At 52.2% G+C, this 20,758-nt stretch carries 36 protein-coding genes; all 36 read right to left on the bottom strand.

Annotated elements, in window-relative coordinates; genetic code table 11:
• Positions 1–38: 38 nt before the first annotated feature.
• Complete coding sequence (locus tag ACXPUX_RS09955; RefSeq protein WP_458828164.1) at positions 39–626, bottom strand: ParB N-terminal domain-containing protein; 588 nt, start codon at positions 624–626, stop codon at positions 39–41.
• 194 nt (positions 627–820) lie between these two features.
• Positions 821–1,387 carry a hypothetical protein gene (locus ACXPUX_RS09960; protein WP_458828165.1) on the bottom strand — a complete coding sequence of 189 codons (567 nt, stop codon included), beginning with the start codon at positions 1,385–1,387 and terminating at the stop codon, positions 821–823.
• Positions 1,388–1,488: 101 nt separating this feature from the next.
• The gene (locus tag ACXPUX_RS09965; protein WP_223451475.1) at positions 1,489–2,181 is read right to left on the bottom strand and encodes a hypothetical protein; all 693 of its coding nucleotides are present in this window, start codon (positions 2,179–2,181) and stop codon (positions 1,489–1,491) included.
• Positions 2,182–2,305: 124 nt separating this feature from the next.
• Positions 2,306–2,458: a hypothetical protein gene (locus tag ACXPUX_RS09970; protein WP_458828166.1), complete on the bottom strand. Its 153-nt coding sequence runs from the start codon at positions 2,456–2,458 to the stop codon at positions 2,306–2,308.
• Positions 2,459–2,882: 424 nt separating this feature from the next.
• A complete protein-coding gene (locus ACXPUX_RS09975; RefSeq protein ID WP_349150485.1) occupies positions 2,883–3,194 on the bottom strand; it encodes a hypothetical protein in 312 nt (103 codons plus the stop codon).
• On the bottom strand, positions 3,182–3,745 hold the full coding sequence (locus ACXPUX_RS09980) for a hypothetical protein (RefSeq protein WP_458828167.1): 564 nt from the start codon (positions 3,743–3,745) through the stop codon (positions 3,182–3,184). The genes ACXPUX_RS09975 and ACXPUX_RS09980 overlap by 13 nt, the downstream gene beginning before the upstream one ends.
• Positions 3,742–3,987 carry a hypothetical protein gene (locus ACXPUX_RS09985; protein ID WP_458828168.1) on the bottom strand — a complete coding sequence of 82 codons (246 nt, stop codon included), beginning with the start codon at positions 3,985–3,987 and terminating at the stop codon, positions 3,742–3,744. Before ACXPUX_RS09985 ends, ACXPUX_RS09980 begins: the two co-directional genes overlap by 4 nt.
• A gap of 9 nt (positions 3,988–3,996) precedes the next feature.
• The gene (locus tag ACXPUX_RS09990; protein ID WP_458828169.1) at positions 3,997–4,308 is read right to left on the bottom strand and encodes a hypothetical protein; all 312 of its coding nucleotides are present in this window, start codon (positions 4,306–4,308) and stop codon (positions 3,997–3,999) included.
• Complete coding sequence (locus ACXPUX_RS09995; RefSeq protein ID WP_458828170.1) at positions 4,305–4,709, bottom strand: hypothetical protein; 405 nt, start codon at positions 4,707–4,709, stop codon at positions 4,305–4,307. Before ACXPUX_RS09995 ends, ACXPUX_RS09990 begins: the two co-directional genes overlap by 4 nt.
• 15 nt (positions 4,710–4,724) lie before the next feature.
• Complete coding sequence (locus ACXPUX_RS10000; protein WP_458828171.1) at positions 4,725–5,237, bottom strand: hypothetical protein; 513 nt, start codon at positions 5,235–5,237, stop codon at positions 4,725–4,727.
• Positions 5,234–5,698 (bottom strand): hypothetical protein, encoded by a 465-nt coding sequence (locus ACXPUX_RS10005; protein ID WP_458828173.1) that lies wholly within the window; start codon positions 5,696–5,698, stop codon positions 5,234–5,236. Before ACXPUX_RS10005 ends, ACXPUX_RS10000 begins: the two co-directional genes overlap by 4 nt.
• Positions 5,676–6,008 (bottom strand): hypothetical protein, encoded by a 333-nt coding sequence (locus ACXPUX_RS10010; protein WP_458828174.1) that lies wholly within the window; start codon positions 6,006–6,008, stop codon positions 5,676–5,678. The genes ACXPUX_RS10005 and ACXPUX_RS10010 overlap by 23 nt, the downstream gene beginning before the upstream one ends.
• Complete coding sequence (locus ACXPUX_RS10015) at positions 6,001–6,252, bottom strand: hypothetical protein (RefSeq protein ID WP_458828175.1); 252 nt, start codon at positions 6,250–6,252, stop codon at positions 6,001–6,003. The genes ACXPUX_RS10010 and ACXPUX_RS10015 overlap by 8 nt, the downstream gene beginning before the upstream one ends.
• Positions 6,245–6,430, bottom strand: a complete 186-nt coding sequence (locus ACXPUX_RS10020) for a hypothetical protein (protein WP_458828176.1) — start codon at positions 6,428–6,430, stop codon at positions 6,245–6,247. Before ACXPUX_RS10020 ends, ACXPUX_RS10015 begins: the two co-directional genes overlap by 8 nt.
• Positions 6,417–6,563, bottom strand: a complete 147-nt coding sequence (locus tag ACXPUX_RS10025) for a hypothetical protein (RefSeq protein WP_458828177.1) — start codon at positions 6,561–6,563, stop codon at positions 6,417–6,419. The genes ACXPUX_RS10020 and ACXPUX_RS10025 overlap by 14 nt, the downstream gene beginning before the upstream one ends.
• Before the next feature lie 6 nt (positions 6,564–6,569).
• Positions 6,570–7,124 carry a DUF7694 domain-containing protein gene (locus ACXPUX_RS10030; protein ID WP_458828178.1) on the bottom strand — a complete coding sequence of 185 codons (555 nt, stop codon included), beginning with the start codon at positions 7,122–7,124 and terminating at the stop codon, positions 6,570–6,572.
• A 4-nt stretch (positions 7,125–7,128) separates the two neighbouring features.
• Positions 7,129–7,569, bottom strand: coding sequence for a YopX family protein (locus tag ACXPUX_RS10035; protein ID WP_458828179.1), 441 nt, complete (start codon positions 7,567–7,569; stop codon positions 7,129–7,131).
• 58 nt (positions 7,570–7,627) lie between these two features.
• Positions 7,628–8,650, bottom strand: coding sequence for a DNA polymerase III subunit beta family protein (locus ACXPUX_RS10040; protein WP_458828180.1), 1,023 nt, complete (start codon positions 8,648–8,650; stop codon positions 7,628–7,630).
• A complete protein-coding gene (locus ACXPUX_RS10045) occupies positions 8,647–9,627 on the bottom strand; it encodes a DUF5131 family protein (protein WP_458828181.1) in 981 nt (326 codons plus the stop codon). The genes ACXPUX_RS10040 and ACXPUX_RS10045 overlap by 4 nt, the downstream gene beginning before the upstream one ends.
• Positions 9,624–9,824 (bottom strand): hypothetical protein, encoded by a 201-nt coding sequence (locus ACXPUX_RS10050; protein ID WP_458828182.1) that lies wholly within the window; start codon positions 9,822–9,824, stop codon positions 9,624–9,626. Before ACXPUX_RS10050 ends, ACXPUX_RS10045 begins: the two co-directional genes overlap by 4 nt.
• Positions 9,817–10,011, bottom strand: coding sequence for a hypothetical protein (locus ACXPUX_RS10055; protein ID WP_458828183.1), 195 nt, complete (start codon positions 10,009–10,011; stop codon positions 9,817–9,819). Before ACXPUX_RS10055 ends, ACXPUX_RS10050 begins: the two co-directional genes overlap by 8 nt.
• Entirely contained in the window at positions 10,001–11,176 is a 1,176-nt protein-coding gene (locus ACXPUX_RS10060; RefSeq protein WP_458828184.1) for a PcfJ domain-containing protein, read from the bottom strand. The genes ACXPUX_RS10055 and ACXPUX_RS10060 overlap by 11 nt, the downstream gene beginning before the upstream one ends.
• Positions 11,170–12,195 (bottom strand): hypothetical protein, encoded by a 1,026-nt coding sequence (locus ACXPUX_RS10065; RefSeq protein ID WP_458828185.1) that lies wholly within the window; start codon positions 12,193–12,195, stop codon positions 11,170–11,172. Before ACXPUX_RS10065 ends, ACXPUX_RS10060 begins: the two co-directional genes overlap by 7 nt.
• On the bottom strand, positions 12,182–12,721 hold the full coding sequence (locus tag ACXPUX_RS10070; RefSeq protein WP_112089975.1) for a DUF7666 domain-containing protein: 540 nt from the start codon (positions 12,719–12,721) through the stop codon (positions 12,182–12,184). The genes ACXPUX_RS10065 and ACXPUX_RS10070 overlap by 14 nt, the downstream gene beginning before the upstream one ends.
• Entirely contained in the window at positions 12,721–13,269 is a 549-nt protein-coding gene (locus tag ACXPUX_RS10075; RefSeq protein ID WP_458828186.1) for a hypothetical protein, read from the bottom strand. Before ACXPUX_RS10075 ends, ACXPUX_RS10070 begins: the two co-directional genes overlap by 1 nt.
• A gap of 12 nt (positions 13,270–13,281) precedes the next feature.
• Complete coding sequence (locus tag ACXPUX_RS10080; protein WP_458828187.1) at positions 13,282–14,226, bottom strand: N-6 DNA methylase; 945 nt, start codon at positions 14,224–14,226, stop codon at positions 13,282–13,284.
• 12 nt (positions 14,227–14,238) lie between these two features.
• Positions 14,239–14,952 carry a DUF6291 domain-containing protein gene (locus ACXPUX_RS10085; protein ID WP_458828188.1) on the bottom strand — a complete coding sequence of 238 codons (714 nt, stop codon included), beginning with the start codon at positions 14,950–14,952 and terminating at the stop codon, positions 14,239–14,241.
• On the bottom strand, positions 14,942–15,610 hold the full coding sequence (locus ACXPUX_RS10090) for a putative HNHc nuclease (protein WP_458828189.1): 669 nt from the start codon (positions 15,608–15,610) through the stop codon (positions 14,942–14,944). The genes ACXPUX_RS10085 and ACXPUX_RS10090 overlap by 11 nt, the downstream gene beginning before the upstream one ends.
• Entirely contained in the window at positions 15,588–16,256 is a 669-nt protein-coding gene (locus tag ACXPUX_RS10095) for an MBL fold metallo-hydrolase (RefSeq protein WP_223451442.1), read from the bottom strand. The genes ACXPUX_RS10090 and ACXPUX_RS10095 overlap by 23 nt, the downstream gene beginning before the upstream one ends.
• Positions 16,256–17,212 (bottom strand): recombinase RecT, encoded by a 957-nt coding sequence (locus tag ACXPUX_RS10100; protein WP_458828190.1) that lies wholly within the window; start codon positions 17,210–17,212, stop codon positions 16,256–16,258. Before ACXPUX_RS10100 ends, ACXPUX_RS10095 begins: the two co-directional genes overlap by 1 nt.
• On the bottom strand, positions 17,205–18,188 hold the full coding sequence (locus ACXPUX_RS10105) for a DUF1351 domain-containing protein (RefSeq protein ID WP_458828191.1): 984 nt from the start codon (positions 18,186–18,188) through the stop codon (positions 17,205–17,207). The genes ACXPUX_RS10100 and ACXPUX_RS10105 overlap by 8 nt, the downstream gene beginning before the upstream one ends.
• A gap of 173 nt (positions 18,189–18,361) precedes the next feature.
• On the bottom strand, positions 18,362–18,616 hold the full coding sequence (locus ACXPUX_RS10110) for a DUF6011 domain-containing protein (protein WP_223452438.1): 255 nt from the start codon (positions 18,614–18,616) through the stop codon (positions 18,362–18,364).
• Positions 18,617–18,853: 237 nt separating this feature from the next.
• Positions 18,854–19,153, bottom strand: coding sequence for a hypothetical protein (locus tag ACXPUX_RS10115; protein WP_458828192.1), 300 nt, complete (start codon positions 19,151–19,153; stop codon positions 18,854–18,856).
• A 1-nt stretch (position 19,154) separates the two neighbouring features.
• Entirely contained in the window at positions 19,155–19,772 is a 618-nt protein-coding gene (locus ACXPUX_RS10120) for a lytic transglycosylase domain-containing protein (RefSeq protein ID WP_458828193.1), read from the bottom strand.
• Positions 19,773–19,961: 189 nt separating this feature from the next.
• A complete protein-coding gene (locus ACXPUX_RS10125) occupies positions 19,962–20,411 on the bottom strand; it encodes a helix-turn-helix domain-containing protein (RefSeq protein ID WP_458828194.1) in 450 nt (149 codons plus the stop codon).
• Between the two features lie 39 nt (positions 20,412–20,450).
• Entirely contained in the window at positions 20,451–20,663 is a 213-nt protein-coding gene (locus tag ACXPUX_RS10130; protein ID WP_112089987.1) for a helix-turn-helix domain-containing protein, read from the bottom strand.
• Positions 20,664–20,758 lie beyond the last annotated feature (95 nt).

A 20,758-nucleotide genomic window follows, 5' to 3' on the forward strand; every position in this document is an offset into this window, starting at 1 on the left:
AATCTTCTCCGACGGGAAGGTTCCCGCCAAACACAGCCTCATGTTTCAAACCATTCTCCGCAGTGCGGGCATTGGATAAGCTTAGAGCCGCTCTGTTGCGCCGTAGCGGGCTGAAAGGGTGCAGGCTGTCCAGATTGCTGGCTTTCGGGGCCCGGGTCTGTATCGGCCGCTTTGGGCGGCTGTTGGACAGGCTCTGTGAAGAACTCCTCAAAATCGGAATCGTCCACATCCCGGAGCAGGCCATCAAGTTCCACTTCACTGAAGCCGGTGCTGCTCAGATCCACATCCAGCGCCTGCAGTGCATCCATTTCGGCGCGGAGCACATCATCATTCCAAGAGGATGCCTCTGCCACCTTGTTGTCTGCAATGCGGTATGCCTTAATCTGCGCGTCCGTCAGGTCATCGACCCGGATGCAGGGCACTTTGTCCATGCCCAGCCGTTTTGCGGCCTCATAGCGGGTGTGTCCGGCAATGATCGTGCCTTTTCCATCAATCAAGATGGGCACCCGGAATCCAAATTCCTTGATGCTCTGGGCTACCGGACCAACGGCTGCTTCGTTGTTTCTGGGGTTGTTCTCATAGGGATGGATCTGCGAAATCTCCTGATACACTACTTGCTGATTCATTTTTTCTCCCTTCTTTGCTTTTCCGCTGGCGTTGCGGAACAAATTAGGGAGCGGCGGTATCTTTCCTCCTTTCTGGGCATAAAAACACCCGTCCGGTGGCGAAACCGGGCGGGCAATGCGCTATGATTAGAATTTTACGGTATTATTGTACCACTTTTGCCGTGACGCGTCCATGACATCTTTTTGACATCGAGCTAAGACATTTCCAATGCGTCGATGCCAAACATCAGCATCGAGATTTTATCCACTGCTGCATCATGGTCACGGTAAACCTGCCGGGCGCTCACGTTTTCCTGCATCGCAATCTGCTCCACAGGCTTGGCGGTCTCGTCAATGTACATGGCCTTGATGATGCGCAGGCCCCGCTTCAGAGCTTCATTGTCGCTCTGGGCGCAGTAGGTTTCGTACAGGCCAAGCATTGCATCGATATGGCGAATCATGATTTTAGTGCGCCGGCAGCTGTTGCGAATGGATTCAACCGTAATGGCATTGTTCCGCTGGAGCATCATGTCCAGCAGTTCCAGTGCGGTTTCTTCCTCCTGACCATCATGTTCGCCAGCCTCGTCCGTATAGACCGCACCCGTGCAATGTTTTTTGAACATCCGATAGTTCTTCAGGAGCAACTTCGTGTTCCGCAACCGGCGGTCACACCGGCCTACGGCTTTACGGGCCTGCTCGGCCACAACTTCCTTTGCACCCTCGCGGGCAGCTTTGCGGGCAGTTTCTTCGATGAACGCCATCATATCTTCCGGGATAGTCATTTTGCGCATCCTCCTGTTCTACGTTGCCAAAATCCATCAATTTAGGTATAATAGAGTTGCTTTTCTCGGGGGATTGCGCAAGCAGTCCTCTTTTTGTTTACTCAAATGGCACTCATGCGACGAGAAATTTCACTCTGGCTCAAAACAGCCAGCGGCACACGCTTGATGCCCCGCTCTGCCGCCATCTTCGCAGACACAGCACTCATCACGCGAATCATATCTTCCACGTTCACTCCAGACGAATAGTACAGCTTTGGCGGGTGGCTCCCGCTCTGGATGTCGTTCACTTCAAGTTCTTCCTGCAAGGCCTGTTCCACACAGCGCTTCAGCCATTCCTCGGCGCAGTCCTCGCCGTCTGTCTTGACCCATCCGATGTACTGTTGATAGCCGTCTATGGCTTCTTTCTTCAGCCGTGCAAGGCGCTCCTTGCCAAAGCCAAACGTCAGATGCACCGTCGCGGCCATAACCAGCCATGCGATTTCGGCGCCCTCGTCCTGTGCCATACGAAGCCGTTCTTCCCTATAATTACGCGGAGCGCGATTCTGTGGCAGACGCACCGTGAAATCACAGATTCCCCTTAAAACGTCCCGCATAGCTTCTGTGGCCTTCCTCCGATTCCCAGAGTCGATTTTACTTTTGTAGCGGGCTTGAAATGCCCGCATCTCATTACAAGCCCGGGTCAGGCGCGTGGCTCCAATGCCTTCTTCCTGATGCATAGCCACCACCATGCACCAAGTAAAGATTTGTGCGGCCTTGTCCTGCTCATCGACACACTGCTGGCGAATGTCCTTCATCTGTTTTGCCATCTCCAATCTTTGCATCCGAAAATTTTTTCCAGGATTTTTTTGTGCTTACTGCAATACCAGTAGTTCTTGCACCACCGACACTGACCATTGCACAGGAACGACAGATGTGCTTTCATGTGCCCTCCTTTTCATTTTTGACCTTCGGTCCAGCCATGTGGCTTACAGCCCAAGACCAACCTACCATAGGCAATGCAGCCACAATCAGGATAATTCCGGCCGCATCCACGACCATCGGATTAAAGAAAATTTCACGAATCAGATTCATTTTTCGTTCCCTTTCCGCACGTCGATTGAAGGACTTTCCTTTCCGTCCGCCGATTGAAGTACCTCACCGGTGAAATGCCGCGTTCATCGCAATCCTTGTTGTTGAAGCTGACGATTGCACCGCAGGTTCTCTTGTTGGTGCATCGAACGCACTTCATGCCTGTAACGCTTACAACCTCATAGGTCGGTGCACCGCAGAAAGGGCACTCCCGGCTCTTAGGTTCAATGTGTGCTTTCATTTTTCCGTTCCTCTTTATTCCATTTTTTCAAGGGCGCATAGTATCCGCACATCACGCAACAGACAATTCTGCGATGCCGCCCTAACAGTACGACAAGTTTCGGTGTCGTGCTTCTAAACGGCTTTCCCCATGCCAAAAAGCCGCTCCCGCATTTAGGACACGGAAGAACCGTACCTGTTTTCTCCATCAGGATCCTCCCCTACGCACCGGCTTCTTGCCGTTCCCAGCAAACTTTTCAGGCCGTTCATCACTCATGCCGCGAGCCAGAACCAGTGCTCTCTGGTCGTTCGGCATCTGGTAGGTGCAACCAGTCGCAACGTGAATATACAAATCATTCAGCACAGCGCGGGCAATTTCTGCCGTTTCGTACTGACCCAGACGATATACCGCGCCGCCACCCGTAGGAACCGCCTTGATTTCGTGTTCGGGGCTCACATACACGCTGGTGCACTGGGCAATGTTCGTGATAGAGTCCCATTTTTTGTTCATGACGTACATTCTGCATCCTCCACATAAAACCAGGATTGCGGTGGTCGCTCAATATCTACAGGCTCATAGCCAAATTTCGTTGCCCGCAGCCTTGTAAAATCGCTCAACGGTCGTGGGCGGTCGTAAATTTTCAGGTCGGAAATGTGCCAGCCGCAGCCGTTACGGCCTTTGAGATATTTTTCGGCGGTTTCCTTGCTCATGCAGGCCGTTTCAAGAAGTTCATCGGCTGGTTTGTAATATGATCCGGGTGCCATAACGTACAGGCTTGCCGATTCCCAGCTTCCTGTTTTTCCAACATGGGTTAGGAAGGTAATTTTCTTACAGGTGAACTCGCCAATGACGCGCCCTCTTTTCCCTGGCCATCCACCGTGTTTCTTAGCGGAAACGTCCCAGTTGTCGTCGTCCAAAATAAACTCTTTACTCGCTGTCCGGGTACAGTAGATGTACGCCTTAAACGGCGTCCCATGCACAGGGCAAGTCATGCGCACCTCAACTGTCTTTTCTCCGTCAAGAATTTTCTTACACCATTCTGGCCGAATGCTCAAAAGGACTGCTTTCACTTTCCATCAACCTCCGCGCACGCCCTGCGGCAGGGTTCGCACTTTTTGTACGGCTCTTCGAGCCAGCAGTTGAACAGCAGGCACTTCGGCTTCCTGTATTCGGGTGGAGCCTTGTTTCCGTGAGTTTGGGTGCGGAGTGCATGGTATTTGCACACCTCTTTTCCCCAAAAGTCACCATCGAAGGTACACTTTTCACGCCCCGGTGAAACCTCATGCTCAACCATGATTTTCTTATATGCCATCTCTTAGCCTCACACTTCCCAGTCTTCAGGACAGCCCAAAACACATTCGCCATCTCCGTTATCACTGGTCGGTCTATCAAAGCAGCAGCCCTCGCAGCCATCAGTGCGAGATTTGCAATGGTTCCTTATGGCGATTGCCATATCAACGGGATCCACCAATAAAACGCTAGGTGCTTTCTCATCGGTACCCACATTGCGCAGAATCTCGCAGGTCTCTTTCATGCCTTGCTGATTTTTGCAATGAATGACTACGTCGTAGGTGTCATCGTACAGCTCGAATTCGCCATCATCATTGCGTATAAGTAAGATTTCTTTGCTCATTGTTCGTCCTCCAAATAGGGCTTTGGCAGTTTAGGAATCGGCATCCAAATAGGATATATGTCCGGCGCCCCTTTTACATAAGGCCATCCCTTGTTTGTAACAAATCCTTCAAGGCCGGCATCCAAAACAAGAACATCACCATACTGGTTCCCGTCTTTTTCCACAGGTGGTTCCTCTTCGGTCTTACGCCAGCGCAGGCTATCTTCTTTTCTATGGTTCCAGCTATCAGCCTCCTCCAGCGCAAGAGAAAACCCAAATCCAAGCGGACACTTGGAATCATTCGGGTGCGCCCAATAGCCGCGCTCGATTTCGCCGATTTTCTTTCCATCGGCCGTTTTAACCTCGTGGATGCTAATAAAAGACTTGAGCTCCACACCACAAAACGGGCAAGGTTTTAACATTTTTCTTGCTATTGCTCATACCTCCTTTGGAATGAGCGTCATATCATAGCCGCTTTCCACAAACTTCACGCAGAGATCATGTTTGATTCCATTTCCGAGGTAAGTATAGATATCCGTCATTTCCTGCATCGTAAAGTTCGTGCCCAGCAGTTTGTTGATGCCCTCAAAGTGAAGTTTTCTTTCCTTCGGGGAAATGCCCTTGATTGCGGTGCGTGTAAGCCACTCCAGAATTTTTGCTTTCAGCTGGGTTTCATCGGTCACATCTTCCAGTCTGAAATAGGAATTGGTTCTCTGGCTGAAAATGAGTTCGTTTTGCATATTCACAAACGACTGCGGGAATGCCGCCTGAATTTTCCTTGACCACATGGTATCGAAAATGTTGAATTTTTCTACAACGTTTGTGACTTTCTGTTCTTCTTTGGCAAGAAAGTCAATCGTATTTTCGACATCTGCCAGCGTGTGAATATGTCCCAGTGAACTTTCCATGCTCAGCACAGCTTTCAGCTGGTCAGCGTTAAGCGTTCTCATTTTTTCACTACCTCCTTCGGCGGCAAAGGCATCCAGCCCACAACCGGCTTATCTATCGGGCATTCTAGCGCATCCTCCGGGGTAAAGTGACGGTATTCCCACCAGCCTTTTGGAAGCCTATACAAATCATCTTCTTCGTCATAAATGCCATAATCATCGACGTCTTCCCACTGCCAGACGCTTTCATACTGAGACACCGTTCCATCCTCGTAGAAAGCCGTCGTAATGCAATAGCCTTTGCCGCAGTCAACTAAAACTAGCACTTCCGTTTCTACCTTCGGCGGGTCTTTGTCGGGGTCGCGCCATTCCGGCCACAAACTTACCGTAGGCGCAGCTACTACCGTTTTCTGAGCATCTTTATAAGCAGCGCTTGCCGCAGCATTGTGCCCCCGCATCAAACATTCCTTGCGGAAGAACCTTGCCATCAGTTCATTGGCATCAATCGGCCTTTTCTCGGTCATCGTTGCCGTCCTCCCTTACCTGTTTCATCAGTTCTGCAGCATTGATAACAACGCCATCGGTTTTCTCATAAACAGTGCGAGCCAGTTCTTTGCCTTTATCGTCAATAGTGCTCTCAAAGGCATTGGCAGTAACCCGCAGGGCTGCAATTACAAAGGGAAGGTCAATGTAGCAGTAGTTCTGGGAAATTTTGCTGATTTTACCGACAATATCGGTGAGCGCTTCCCCAATGATGTTGAATGATTCATCCGTCTTTCCTGCCAGCAATGCAGCTGAAACCCGAACCGCATAGGGAATTTTCTTCTTATCCATCGTCTTCCTCCTCATAAATGCCGAGCGTCATATCCAGTTCATACGGCGTATCCCCTGCGGCTTCTCTATCTGGCTCAAATTCTACGTTCAACGTCTTGTCTTTTACCGAGATAGTGAGCGCGCCGTTATTGAATTTCACAGTGAAACTATCGCCATCGTTCAGTTTTTTGCCATCAGCTGCGTACAGTTCAAACGCAGCCTTGACCACGTCATTTACGCTGTCCATCAGACCATTTTCACTCATTAGGAACCACCTTTATCTTCACCACGTCGAAATTTTCATACTCCGGGTAGCAAGCCTTGGCCATTGCTTTAGCCCGTACAGCGGCACCAGCGATGCCCTTTTCATCAATAACCACACACGGCAGGAGCGCAGACCCGCGTTTCCCGGATGCTGCGATAAGCATCTCATACTTTGCCATCGTCTCGTCCTTTCTCCGATTTCGGCGGGTGTGCTTCGCTCTGGCGGTCTATATCACCATCCACGCAGCACGCCGCATAAATCAGAAGTGCAGCCATCACCGCCAGAACCACCAGCACAATCCGAAGCCACATTTTGCATCACCCTCCCAGAAGATTTTTCATCATATACCCGGCCATAGCCTGTGCATATGCCTGTTTAGGAACGTCCGCCGCACCATTCTCTTCCAGCAGCTCTTTGATGCTGTGTTCGCGTCCTGCGCCGTCAATGGCCCGAACTCTGGTACTGCCGCGATTGACCGTCACCGTTTTCTTATCGCGCGGGTGGATGCCGAACGGAAGCTGGAAACCTTTCTCAAACACCCAGAGGTGATAGCAGTCGCAGACGTCCACCAGCCGGTCCTGCGTTGGGAACACTTCGACGGCAACTCGCTTCTCGCCGAACAGGTCGTTCTTAATTTCCATCTTGACGGCCCACGGGATATCCCCGCTGCCGTCACTCCGGCCAACGCCCTCTGCCGCCGTAATCGTGACGTGTTCGACCTTGCCCCATTCCGTGCGGAGCAAACGAGACATCACGCTGTACTTCTGGTCTTCGCTGATCCATGCCCGATCCATCTCCCTCATCCAGCCGTGATAAGGTACTCCCAGCTCTTCAGCTGCCTGTTTCGGGGTAATCGTCTCAATCCACTTCATGTTACTACTCCTTTCCAGTGCTCATGCCCATCAGCTCCGGCGTATCAACTACATTTCCAACCACCTTTGCGGTCAGAACCAGGCTTGCAAGACCATGCTCGACAAACTCCTTTCGGTTCTCCGAAAATTCCGCGTAGAAACCAATATGGCCTACGCCGTAGTCGATGTATTCGCCGTATCTTACGGCAAAAATCACATCTTTTCCGCATCGATCGTCTTCCAAAATGTCCCCCTCAAAAACAGGTACCCCGTTTCCGTCCGTCAGAGTTGTGTTCATACCGATCGTAAAAGGCTTGACCAGATGGGCGTATGCCGGCTCGTTCTCTGAGTTGATGTACCAGCCCTCACCCGGGCGGCTGTTCTTCACGCCCGGGGAGCGAATCAGGAATCCTTCATGCCAAGTGCCATCTGGGGACTGCCCGCGAAAAGTTCTACCCTGCATCATGCTTCCCCCTTAACCTTGACAGGAAGCACCAGCGCTTCATACTGCGGCTCAATCAGCTTTACGGGGGACAGAGGCAGACCACCCATGCGCTGACCTCGTCTCCTTCCATCGACTTCAAAGCTTCGCTCAAAAATTCCAGATTAAAGCCGATTCGCAGGTGTTCTTCCAGCTTTCCGTTGAAGGAAAACTCCTCATTCATCTGTGCAATCGTGCTACGCATCGATGCTCTGCCCGTACCGCCGGGTTCAAGATCCATTACCAAGGTGCTCTTTTCCTTTGCGTCTGCAGACCGAGCAAGTTTGACGCGCCCCAGAACGCCCAGCAATTCTTTCCTGTCAAGCATGATTCTGGTTCCCTCGCTCTTTTGGGCTGCAATTTTGCTATAATCCAGAAACGGTTCCGCAATCAGGCGAGACTTCACCTCAAAGTTGTTGTCACTGAAAACGGCCTTTTTGCGATCGCGAATAATCTCCACGTTACCATCCATGGATATCGTATCAACTGCTTTTGCAGTTGCGGCGGGGAGCGTAAAGCGAAAATCGCCATCAGCTGTGCAGTTGATTCTTGCAATTGCCATCCGATAACCATCCAGTGCACAGATTTCCAGAACATCCTCGACTTTGCGCGAGAAGCACAATCCGCGGTGAGCAGGGTGTTTTTCGTCCTTTGCTACCGCATAGATAACTTTGGAAATAGCCCAGCTTAAATCGCTGGCTCCTACAACGCATCGTCTTGCGTCATTACCGGGACCTGAAAGTTCCGGGTAATTCTCTGCCGGCGTAGTGTTCAGACGTGCCCTCGCTGTGCCGGACTTCACAGTAAGGATGCCTTTCTCTGCCTCGATGCTGATTTCCGGTGCTACCGTGCCGCTGATGAAATCGACTCCGCGAGGCGGAACCACCACATCCTGCTCAACCGGTTTAGACAACCCGGCACGGACACTCAGTTCCAAATTGGTGGCAAATGCGTTGGAGCCGCTCAACAAGATTCCCGCATCATTGGTACCCACCGCGCGAACCTCCGGCACCGCCGTTCTGAGTTTGGAAAACAGCGTTCCAAGTTCACTCCGTTCAAATTTCATCTTTTTTCTCTCCTCTCAAAATGATCCCTGCTGAATTGTTCATAGCATCCCGGGCACATACAGGCCACTCGCTTAGGACTTTCTCCGCGCTTTCTGCGCAGGAGCAGTGCGTACATATCTTTCATCGGACGATATTCTCCACAGACTGTGCAGGTCTCCCACAAACGTTCCTTTTGGGCTTTTGTGGGAATCTTTTCAAGAAACACCGGCGGCTTATCCCGGCGCATACCTTTGGAACCAACCACTCGCTCCATGCTGCTCCGCATAAAAACCGGCGTTCCGGTCGCATCTGCCGATGCCAGCAGGTCTTGAATCCACTCCGCTATCGGAGTGACCTTCCCTGTATTCTGCCCCGTTTCTGCCCCGATGACGATCCACTTTAGTTCCCGGATAACTTTGGTTGCATCGCCCTCAAACGGGCCCAGTAACGGTTCTATGGCCACAAATGTATTGTATTTACTGTTTGCCCACACGCCGTCTTTCCTGACCGTTGCCGTGGTGCCGTACCAGAAATTTTCCCGCATCGGGAGTTTCCCGTGGTTTGCAAGGTTCTGATACCTCACCGGGTACTGCGTCAAGAAAATGTACTGGTGCTGGGGTGCCATTTCGGCCGCAGCGAATACCTGAAGAATCCAATCTTCCGGCACCCACGGACCAAACAGGTCACCGTCCGTGCATACCATGATGGTTGAGCCCACCTTGACCTTTTGTGGCCAATCCATGCGATACTTATGTATCGTGGGCATAAATCCGGTTGGGTTGTTCAGAAAGCGGTTATTCGTGGTTTCCCATGGAGCGTCCAGCGCAAAGAGGTTCACTCCGACCTGCTGAACCTTCGGACGTTCTGCAAGATTTCGTCTCCAATCGCTGGCAAAGCGTAAAGCGCTCTTTTTTGCGTAGCAATATCGGCAGTCTTTCAGACATCCTGTTACAGGATTCCATGCGTAATCCGCCAATTCGTTTTTTGTTCTGTTCACCGATAGATCCTCCCCGACTGACTGTCGATCAGGACAATGCGCTCTGCAATCTCAAACCCTGCGGCATCTGCCACATACCGCAGAACGTGAATAAGATCATGCACCCGTTTCTCGTCCTTCTGGATGTTATTTTCAGCACTCGCCCGGGTGGGGTCCGGCGCACCGCTGGGGTTGTGTCCTTTGCGGGTATCAGGCATTGCTATCCCCCTTGTCCAGAATCATATAGTACTCGTACTGGGTGCCCGGGTTGGCGTTTGGACGGCGGCGCACGATGTCAATCCGATACCCCGCCTTCAGGAGCAACCGTCCCAACTCTAAGCGTTCATCTTCCGAGAGTCCTTTTGCCTTAGACGGCGCAAGGGAAAGTTCGATTTTAGCCAACACGCTTTTCTACCTCCATCAGGTCGTGCATCAGCTCGTCAACCAGCAGCTTACCGGCATTCGCGCCTGTGCGAATAATGTTTCCGTTTTCCTTTAACTCTGCAAACTCCTGTGCACGGATTTCTTTGGACTGCTTTGCAAAAGAAATTTCCGATGCTGTCATTCGGCCTTGCACCACTTGCTGCCATTCCTCGATGAACGGCTTGGCATCTTCCAGATCTGCATACTGGTCGTTGCTATAACTGCGTTTCTGCCGAACTGTACCGCCCGGCTCCACCTCCAAGGTGTACCACGGCGTATTGGGGTCAGACTTCTTTCGCAGGAAGAAAATGTAGCTTTCCCGAACAGAAATGCGCTCAAAGTATCTGGTTCCGCGCTGGATGCAGTGGTCAAGGAACTTACTCTCCTGCAAAATGTCCTTTGCGCCCTCCGGCACCCGGATAATGTACTCCGCTCCATCGTACTCGTAGATTTTACGGATCTTCTTGTAGATATTTTCGATATGGAACTGCTTTTCCAGCTGTTCCGCTTCCCTTCTGATAGAGTGTTGCGTGCCTTTCATGGCTTCCATCCGGTGCTGTTTATTACGCTCCAGCACGAGATCATCATGTCGGCGTTTCAGGTCAAGCGGGAACATTACGCTCTCAAGCTGCATATTCATACCAGCTTTCTCAGCCATGTCCAAGTAGTCAGACCAATCCTGTGCAACTCTAAGTGCGATATGACCATCGTATTTCCCGGTAACGCGCCTAGTCTGCTGGCGAAGGTACTTCAAACTACGTGTCATGCCGTATTTCTGCAAGGTCTTGGCCATTCCTGAGAGATTTCGGATGTTAGCCGTCATCTTCATGTTCTTGTCATTGATCGCAAGGCCGGCTTCTTTCCATCTCAGCGCATCATCCACCTCGCGGAACGACTTTTTGCTTCGTGCTACCACAGCCAGCTCCTGACGATTTAAGCCAAATACGCCGAAATAGGTCTTTGCTCGAAGATTGATGCGGGTGCTGTGTTCATATTCGTCGTATACCTGAGAGCACAGTGCATCAGCCCAGCCCGTTTTTACAAGGCTTTCGGCCATCGGATACCGATTCACGATTTCCCACTGACGAACCTCCCATGGAAAATTGAGATGATTGTCGTACTGGTACATCCATTCAGATTTCAGCACTTTCCGAACATCACTCTCAAATTGGTCAGTATGGGATGCCAATGTATACGGCTGATACGGACCAGAGGGGCCGTCAGCATTGCGGATAGCTTCGGGCGCTGGCACATAATATATTCCTCTTTTTCACTCCAGCTGCGTTTCCACTGCTTGATGGTCTTTCCGTCCGTCCACCATATCCCCCGGCCATGAAATTCCAGTTCTGCCCGATGATTGCTGAAATCGAAATACACCAGATAGCGGCGAATCCAGACCCCATCTCCCTGCGGTTTGCTCCAAAGGAATGTCCTTGCGGCCCACAGTCTTTTGACAGAATAGCGGGTATTGCGAACCTGCATTTTCTCCCCGCAGCACTCGCACACCGCTGTACTCTTATGCTTGAGCAGTTCCGACAGCGTGTATTCACCACCGCAGCTATCGCACCTTGCCCGCTGAATTAAGATTTTCTTCTCAACGCCGCCGGGTTCGATTGCGCCCTGTCTGTCATTGGTGACCCAGAGAAAGCCCGCATCACTGCACACTTTCAAAACTTGTTTACTGAAATCTTCCGGCGGCTCCGGCAGATTTTCAAAGAGCTTCTGGGTCTCAGCCGCCTGTCTGGCGTTGCGCTCTTCGCGTTTCTTCTTGGCATGAGCCGACAGCGCATCTTCTACAATGCCAATCAGATAGCCCGGTCTGCGGTCATCAAAATAGTTTTGCAGGAGTTCTGATTCTCCCTTTGTTGCCGGCACTTCGGTTCTCCATGTCAAACACCGGCAGGGCTTGACCTCAATTTGACGCGGCGAAAGCTCGTTCTTTTTCGGATTCTTATTCCCGCGAAGTTCCCCCGTCCAGTAACCTCCGAAAAAGCGCCACACGACCAGCGGCTTTTCCTTTTTGTCCCAGACGGCCACCGTCAGCACCTTTCCCTTGATGTAGCGACCCACGCCCTGCCCCTCGGCAACTGACATACACAGCGCCGCATCCAACTCTGGCCGCTTCGGCTCCGGCGCATAAAGTTTCAATTCTTCAGCCTTTTTCATCGTGTGCCGCCTCCAAACTCTCCGACGTGTAATTTTTCCCGGGCAAAACCTTCACTCCATCGACCTGTTGAGCAATGCAAGTAAATTCGTTTTCTTCCCGGACGATAAAGCAGAGCCACTCGCCACGTGCACCAGCCAGTTCCTTGCCCTGACCATACGCGATGTGAAACGGTCTCTTGAAGCAATCTTCGAATTTTTCTGCCGGATGCTCAAACACATAATTTGCGTGCATAAGAAGGAACTCGTCTTCTTTCAGCCTGCGAAGCGGTACAATTTCGGTACAGCTACTCCGCGTCCGGTAGTCATCCTCATCGATATCACCGCCAGCTGCGATGGCCCAGAACTCGTTTTTCCCGTCCCAAGCATACCAGTTAAGGCAGTCCAGCGGATCCAGACAGTAATGGAAGCCCGTATTGGCGCATTTTGCCTTTTCGGTCTTGCTCACTTCGCCCGGCTGGTACTGATAGCTGCCATCGCCGAGCGTAGCAATCAGCCCCGGCTTGAATCCTTTGAATCCTAAAATCATCAGAGCCACCCATCCAAGGAAAGCTGCATATCGTCTTCCGCAGGCGTTTCCTTCTTCTTTTTTGCCGGCTTTTTCGCATCCGTTTTCTTTTCTGCTTTGGACGCAGGCTTGGTTGTGTGAGCTGGTGCCGCCTGCTTCGGAACATTAGGGGATGCATCTTCCGGTTTGACGGTGGCTGGAGCCTGCATCTCGGCTTCCGTAGGCGGTGCGCCAGTCAGTTTGATGTTCATGCTGAACGAAACCTCAGCATTCGGAAAGTAAAACTGCACGGCGCGGCGGTAGGTTTCGAGGTCGGACAGAACTTCGCCTGCGTTGTTGACAACAGCGGCGCAACATTCGGAGAACGTGCGCTGCGTGTTGCAGACGACCTCTGCGAACCGCGGCTCCTGGTCTACAAAGCCAAGCAGTGTCCGCAGAACATAACTCTGCACGCTCTTTGCGGCATGACCGCCCTTGAACAGCTTGTCCTCAGCTTCCAGCTTTGCTTTTGCTTTAGCTCGCCAATCGACGAACTCAACTGTGGTTGTGGTGTGTGTGGTGGAATCCATATTGTCCTCCTATCAGAAAAAGCTAAGTTGCCCACCCTTGCCCTCGGAGAACACCGGTTCCTGTTCCGGCGCTCTTTGCGGCTTTTTAGCGGCTTTTGGCTTTTCCGTGTTCTTTGGTTTCTCGAGTTTTTTAGGGTCTTCAGGGGATTTTTGTGGTTCGGATTTTGGCGCATCTGCAACACGCTCTTTCCTTATCGGTTGAGTGACCAGTTCCATCTGCGCCATAAAGATTCGATATTGCCAAACCGGGATCCTGATCATCGGCGTATACCAGACGTTCCCTTTGTCAACTGGAAGCAGCCCCCTTTTGTCATAAGACACAGACGGGCTTGCAAGCGTATCACCGATGACGACATACCCCGGCATTCCAAGCAGACTCATTTGCAGATAGCACATCATGCCCACGATGTAGTCAATGTCCTGCGCTACAAACAGCACATCCGTCTGATAATTGATGCCTTTCTTTTTGCATTCGTTTGCGAACGCCACCAGCAAGGCCCCAGCGCCGCAGGTCGGATCACAGACCGCAACCCATCCCCTATCTCCGATTTTCTGCTGGAATTCTTCTGTCGGGGTTGTCACAGCGGACATGACCTCGCAAATGTGATATGGCGTAAAGAATTGTCCCGAATGGTCGTTTCCAAGCCCCAAGCACATATACAGCTCGCCAAGGAAATCCTGTTCCGGGTTGTCCTCTAGTGCCACGACCAACAAGGCCAGCATTTCCGTAAATGCTTCCATTTCCGGCCGCGTGTATTTTCCTGCGATTGATAAGTACTGCTTCTCGCGTTCGTCAAAGTGGCTCTGATCTGTCGCATTGGACACCGCAATAGCACTCATGGTGATCCAATCGCTCCAGACCTGCCAGCGTGACCGACCATTGCTCGAAAACACTTCAAACTTTTTTACAAGCTCTTTCTGTGCTTCACCCCGGACATGGCGAACATCGCTTCCCATTAGAAAACCTCCTTAGTCTGGTGGAACTTCCTCCACCCGCTTTCTAAGAGGTCTCCTTTTTAGGCGATCCAAGCTGTTATCAAGGCCAAGGAAGCTATTTCCACTCGGCGTTTCCCGGTCTACCCGGTTTCCTTTGTATGTGATATGTACTTTTTCCCACGCTTCCAGCGTTGTGATTTTTTGTGCTGCTGCTTGGTCGAGCAGACGCTTAGCATAGACCCAAGGGTACTTCGCCTGATGGCGCATCGCTTCTTTCAGCGCGGCCACCACTAAGGCATCCTCTACGCCTGCTTCCCGCAGGCCCCGGAATTCTGAGGCCATATAAGGCGTGAGCACCTTATCGCATCCAGCCCAGACCCAGTAGCTTTCCGGAGTGTCATCAGGCGGGCCGGTTGATTTTTCTGGGTTTTCCTCAGTTGTGGATTCTTCAAAACCCATTCGGTTTTCTGGGTTTTCCTGATTTTCTTTTGATTTGCGAGGCCTGCCACCTCTGGCACCGTTTGCCCTATTGGCAGCGGCCTGACGCTCGTATGCTTCATTGGAAGCATCGATTTTGGCTTTTATCGCTGCCCAAACAAAGCGCTCATTCCCCAGAAACTTCGGTTCTGAACCAGTTTCCTTGTAATCCATCATAGCCCATAGAATTCGGCCCCGTTCCGCTTCATTGAACGGTTCTAGCAATGCTCTGTAATCCTTCACCCACAGTTTTATGTAATCATTCGCCACGCTCCACCTCCCCTTTCGGTTTTTGATTGAGCGAAAGCGCTTTACATAGATGCCGATCCAGCTTGATGCCATAGATATGGTAATCAGCAAACAGGGCTTTTTCTCTGCGGTGCGCTTCTTCATGGTGCCGCCGACAAAGGGCTATCGCGTTCAGCCCGACATGGACGATAGCTTCTCTATCTCGCCCCATGCCCACGCGGTCAACATGGTGCACCTCTGCAGGCTGGTTGCAAATTGCACACCGGCGATTTTCAAGGCAGAGATACAGGTACTTGCCAATATCGTCCGTCTGGGTGAGCAGGCTGTCCTTTGTGGGCACCCCCCAATGGAAGCAAAACTGAATCAGATATGTAATAAACTCTCGGGCCGTGGTCATATCGCAATTCGAGAGGGAGAACCACTCCCGCAGGCAGCGGGAACAGAAATCCCATTCCAGATAAAGCCGAAGTTCTTCCGGCTCCTGCCCTGACCACAAAGAAATGTCTCGGATAATAGCGAAAATCTTGCGGCGCTGGTCTGCGGAAATGGTTCGCCCATCATCCAGACGGACTTCTACCCGCCGTGGGCGCTTCTGCGCCAGAAACCGGCTGATGTCTACGTCGGGTTTCAGGACGAGCTTTCCGTTCTCCAGCTTCTCAATTTTCGCTGTCACAATCATGCGCGTTCTCCTTGTCCACATGGACGTGCATCGGAATATAAACGCTGTTTGCTTTCATATTCCGTGCCAAAAAGTCATTGCATTTCGCTTCTGACAGGTGATTTCTGAGCACCTGCAGTTCGTAGGCATACTGCCCAGCTACCTTTTTCTCTTGGATTTTGGCTTGTATATCTTCATCCCGGTAGTTCGATTCTATCAGATAAAGGTCATAGCCGATTGCCTGAATGCCATCCAAATTGTTAGTATCAGTGGCGTAAATCACCTTGCCAGACGGAAAATGCACCTTATACCCACAGTTGGGTACGTTATGGGCTAGCATTACCGGAATCACATTGCACAGGCCGTACCCATACAACGTTCGCGGGGTCAGTACATCAATCTGACGCTCCGGCACCCCTGCAGCTATGAGCGGCGGCACCAGCCAGCGGCAACACCCGAAGCGGAGTGTCGGCCGCTCACTGGCAAGCCGCTTGATGGTTCGCTTCTGGAAGTGATCTGAGTGGATATGCGTCAGAAGCACAAGCTTCAGTTTCGGAACATACGGCTCCAACGCCTTATACGGCACGCCGCAGTCTACCAGCACAAAATCTTCCAGAATCGTGGCGTTGCCATCGCTGCCGGTGCTGATAATGTTGTACTTGACCATCAGAGTGCAGCCAAATCAACGGCTTCCTCAACGGCATCCGCTTCCGGCTCTGGCAGGTCCATCGTCTTGGCTGTCCGCTCAATTTTAGGCGGTTCCTGCTCGCTCTGGCCGGCATCTGCATACTCCGCAGCTTCCGGCAGCAGGCCACTGCCTGTGCTGTCCGGCATCATAACGCGCCCGTCCCGCTCATAAGCCGTGGTCATTTCGGCGGTCATGATGCCCCACTTGGAAATCAGCTGACGCAGCATCGTCTTTTTGGCCATCCCGTCGAAGTCCTTATACCAAAAGCTGGAGTACTTCCACAGTTCGTCCTGCGGGATTTCACCGTTCAGCAGCTTCTTATATGCTGCTGCACTGAACGCCTGACTGTACTTGTCCGCATGAGCCATCATCTGGTCTGCAGTCCAGTACAACGTTTTCTCAAAGCCGTTGATATACTCGAAGTGTGCAATGTAGCCCACCGTCGGCATCGCTGCACGCTTTTCAAAATCTTCGATAAAGTGCATCTCATGGAACCGTTCTTCAAATGGGTCCCATCCGCTCAGTTCCCCGGCCTTGACCTCCAGCACATTCAGGCGCTTGTATTGACCAGTCCGCAGCGCCAACTGGATATAGCCTTTGTAGCCAAGCATAAACTGTGCCTTCACGCTTGCAGGCTCAATCACATTGCCCTGCCGGTCACGCTTCGCCTTGGACTTAAAGGGCACCAGATAGAACTGACCCAATTGGGGCGAAGGCTGCAAGAGCAGACTTTCGCCCAAAAGGGCACCTGCCAAAATCGTGCCCGGGTTGCATTCCTGCAAGGCCGGATTGACAGCAACGGCGCTGGTGATGTTGGCAATGAAGCGAGCGCCGCGCGCCGGATCGCCCAGCGTGTTATTCACGAGATTCTTGTACATCGGAGTCTGGATTGCCTGCGAAAAACGCATCTTCTGCGGCTGCATAGCTTTAGCCATTGTCACTTACCTCCCTGTTTTCAATGCTGTTGTCGGTCATGTATGCCTGAATTTCAGTAATTTTGCTATTGACGAACGCTTTCAGGCCACGAAGCTGAGCCAATGTACCACGGCACTGGAACGTGCTAGCCATGAAAGTAAACTTGGCGGTCACGACCTGTTCCGCGCTCTCCTTCTGGGAGTCCTCAGTCTCCTGCTCGTCCATAACGGGCGGTTCGGTGCCCATGACCTGAGGCGCAGACAGTTCTTCCTCTGCCACATCCAGAACGGCCTTTTCTGCTTCTTGTGCCCGAAGCTGGGCTTCCAGACGCTGCTTGCGCTCGGCTTCTTCCCGGGCAATACGGTCTTTGCGCTGGCTCACGCTGTTAATGGCAACAGCCAAACTTCCGCACAGCTTATACTCGGCCATGATCTCCGGGGCATTTTCCATGCCGTTGATGCAGGCTACGTCAGCCGCAACCTTTTCCACATACTCCTTGACCTTGGCTTTCAGGGATTTCAGGCTTGCGGTCAACGTGACTGCAACGCCGACATCCTCATAGGTGACCCACTCAACGCCGCTGGCCTTGACCATCTCAGCAAAGTAATCCTTGACCTTTTTTTCCTTGTCAGCTTTCAGTCCGGCTTCCACGTCCGTGATTTTGCCCTTCAGTGCTTCATCTGCCGGGCCGTACACGTCCGTAACGCATTCTTTATAAACCTCGTCGAAGTCCGCAAACGGCTGCATGATCTGCTTCTTCACGGCCATGCGCCTGGCATCCAGATCCTTGCGGTCACGGTTCAGCGCCGCCCGGCGCTCCTTGACAACTTTGAGGGTTTCTTCCGTGCAGGCCAGCGAAAGCGCCTCCTTGACGGACTCCTGAGCCTGTGCCTTGATGCTGTGCAGCTGCTCCTTGATGATAGGAAGCTGCTGCACCACAATCAGACTATCTGCCAACGCCGTGGTCTGATTGGTGGTAGTAATTTCCTTTTCCATGTGTACCTCCTGATTCTCTGTATAGAAAAACGGCAGTAGGAACGCTCCTGACCGCCGCTTCGTACCTGTTGAAAAAATCAACCGATTGTGCTACAATATGGTTGTGTGTGGTGGAGACCTGCATTTTCCGGCTTGATGTTCCTGCATCAAGCGCCAACGGAATGTGTGGGTCTCTATCCATTTGTAGCGCGCTGGCCGTTCTGGTCAGCGCTTTTTTCGTGTGCGGCGAGTATATCCCACACCGAGAGCTGCCCTACAATCTGGCGCTCAGCGGTGATTTTAGGCTGTGTGACAGTCCTGATTCTGCGGGGCTTTGCGGGTGCTCGGAGCCGTTTTCCGAACTCCTTGACGTAACACTTCGCGCCGTACCCCACTTCGATTGCCGCCGGATCTGTAATGACCCTGTGACACCGAGCGCACCTTGTCATTCTTCTTCTTTCCTCCAAAAAGCGCCTGCATCTGCAGTTCGTGCATCAGGCGGGATGCAATAATGATTGCACCAACAATGAGAATCCACTCCCCGCCAATTGCCCAGTAGCCGCGCCAGCGATATGTACTGGGCAGCTGCCACAAGGCCATAAGCCCACCGGAAATTACGCCGGCCAGCGTGTCCAGCAGTCCTAAAACGACCCAGCCCATCACGGTCAAATGCCTTTCTTTGCGTTTCATTTCAGGTTTGCCCCCTTCATGTAGGTTTCGATCAGCGCCCACTTGCGAACATCCATCGGCTGGTGAATAGCATCTTCCAGTGCTTCTTCGGTTCCGCAGCGGTCACAAATCGTGATGCCCGGAACTTGACGGGAAAGAGCATTGCTGTGCAAGCGCATCTTCATGGTCTGCTTTCCGCATCGAGGGCACGGAAGTACCTGCGCCATTTCGGCGGCAGCATCCTGAACATCCCGATACGTTGCAAAAACTTCGTCCAGCAGCTTCTTCTCGGTGTGCATCTGAATCATTTGCGCCATCTTATGAAACATCCCTTTCTCCTTCCAGCAGCCCTACCATTGCGTTCCACACCTTGTCCGTGTAGGCTGTGCTATACGTGCCAGCATACCAAGCCTTTTTGGCTCCGGTTGCTCCAAGGTTATAGGCCATCAGAGCGCAATTCACATTGCCCTCGTACTCGCTGAGATACATACCCAGCATATAGCACCCGGCCTGAATGTTCTGGCGGGCATCCAGCAGATCCGTTATGCCAAGTTCATCTTTGAGCCACCCGGCGTTGATGCTGTTTATCTGCATCAAGCCATAATCCCCGGTAGAGCTGCGCGCCGCCGGGGTAAAGCCGCTCTCGACCTGCATGACAGCATAAGCCAGTTCCAAGGGCACATCGTAGAGGTCGCACATTTTCTCCGTGTAGGACTGTAGTTCCGCATCCAGCGGCACCTGATATGTAACCGGCTCATACGGAACCGGGTCCTGACGAACGCATTCAACCTGCTCGATCTCGGCCACCACCGGTACCGTAACCAGCGTTTCAACCGGCGGCTTCTGTCGGAAAGCGAACGCCGCGGCGATGTTTCCGACCACCAGAAGCTGCGCCGCTGCCGCCGCTGCCAGCGGCACGAGCGTTTGTGCTTTCATCCTCCTGCACCTCCCCCAAAAGACCAAAACGTTCCATCGCATACCGCCGGGGCACCCGGCCGGGAAACGTGAGGTTTCCCCTTGCTTCCAGTTCCTGATTCATCTGCTGGATGTACTTATATGCCCGGGACTTGCCACAGCCAACCAGTTCCGCAACCTCTGCACAACCGATGAAATACGACTCTTTGCTCACGACTGCCGTCCTCCTTTCGAAAAACGCATATTGTTCATTGCCACATTCAGGTCGTTGGCCAAACGCATGATTTCGTCCCATTCGGCTTGCTCGCTCTCAGCGATCTGGCCATCTGCGGCGATTTCTACCATTGCCTCCCGCTTTGCACAGAAGCGCTGAACCGCCGCCAGAACGCCCAGCACAGCTTCCGGCAGGTCTTTCAACTGGATCTCAGGCACAACCCGTTTGCCGAGATCCGATGTCAACCGCAGATGCTGCACGGCCAGATATGGGGCTTGATACACGTCACACATGGCGCTCGCTACATCGCTGGGCACTGGACGCTGGCTCTGCTCATAGTCCCGCAGGCTGTCAACCGACACATTCAAAAGCTGCGATGCTTTTTCCTGCGTAAAACCAGCAGATTTCCGCGCATTTTTGTAAATATTCTGGCTTTCAATCGCCATTTTTTCACGCCGTCCTTTCTGGTATACTTGAGATGTAGGTTAGCTCCGGTACGCCACCCCGCTGATGTTCAGGCACTTTTCGATTGCGCCCTGGACGTTCTCGGACGGCACCAGCACACCATTGACGACTTGGCTGATATGCGAGCGAGAAAAGCCCGTTTCCTTTGCCAGTTCCGTAACGGTCATATCGTCATGGTCGATCATGGCCTTCTTGACAGCCACGCACCAATCCGGCATCGTAGTCTTTTTCATGCTTTTTCTCCTTCCTAACAAAGATTTATCTAACAAGTGTATTGAACACTTGTTAGATTTCTGATAAAATGAAAGAGCCAGTACTCACCATTCAA

Source organism: Faecalibacterium sp. PGM34 (assembly GCF_054456555.1).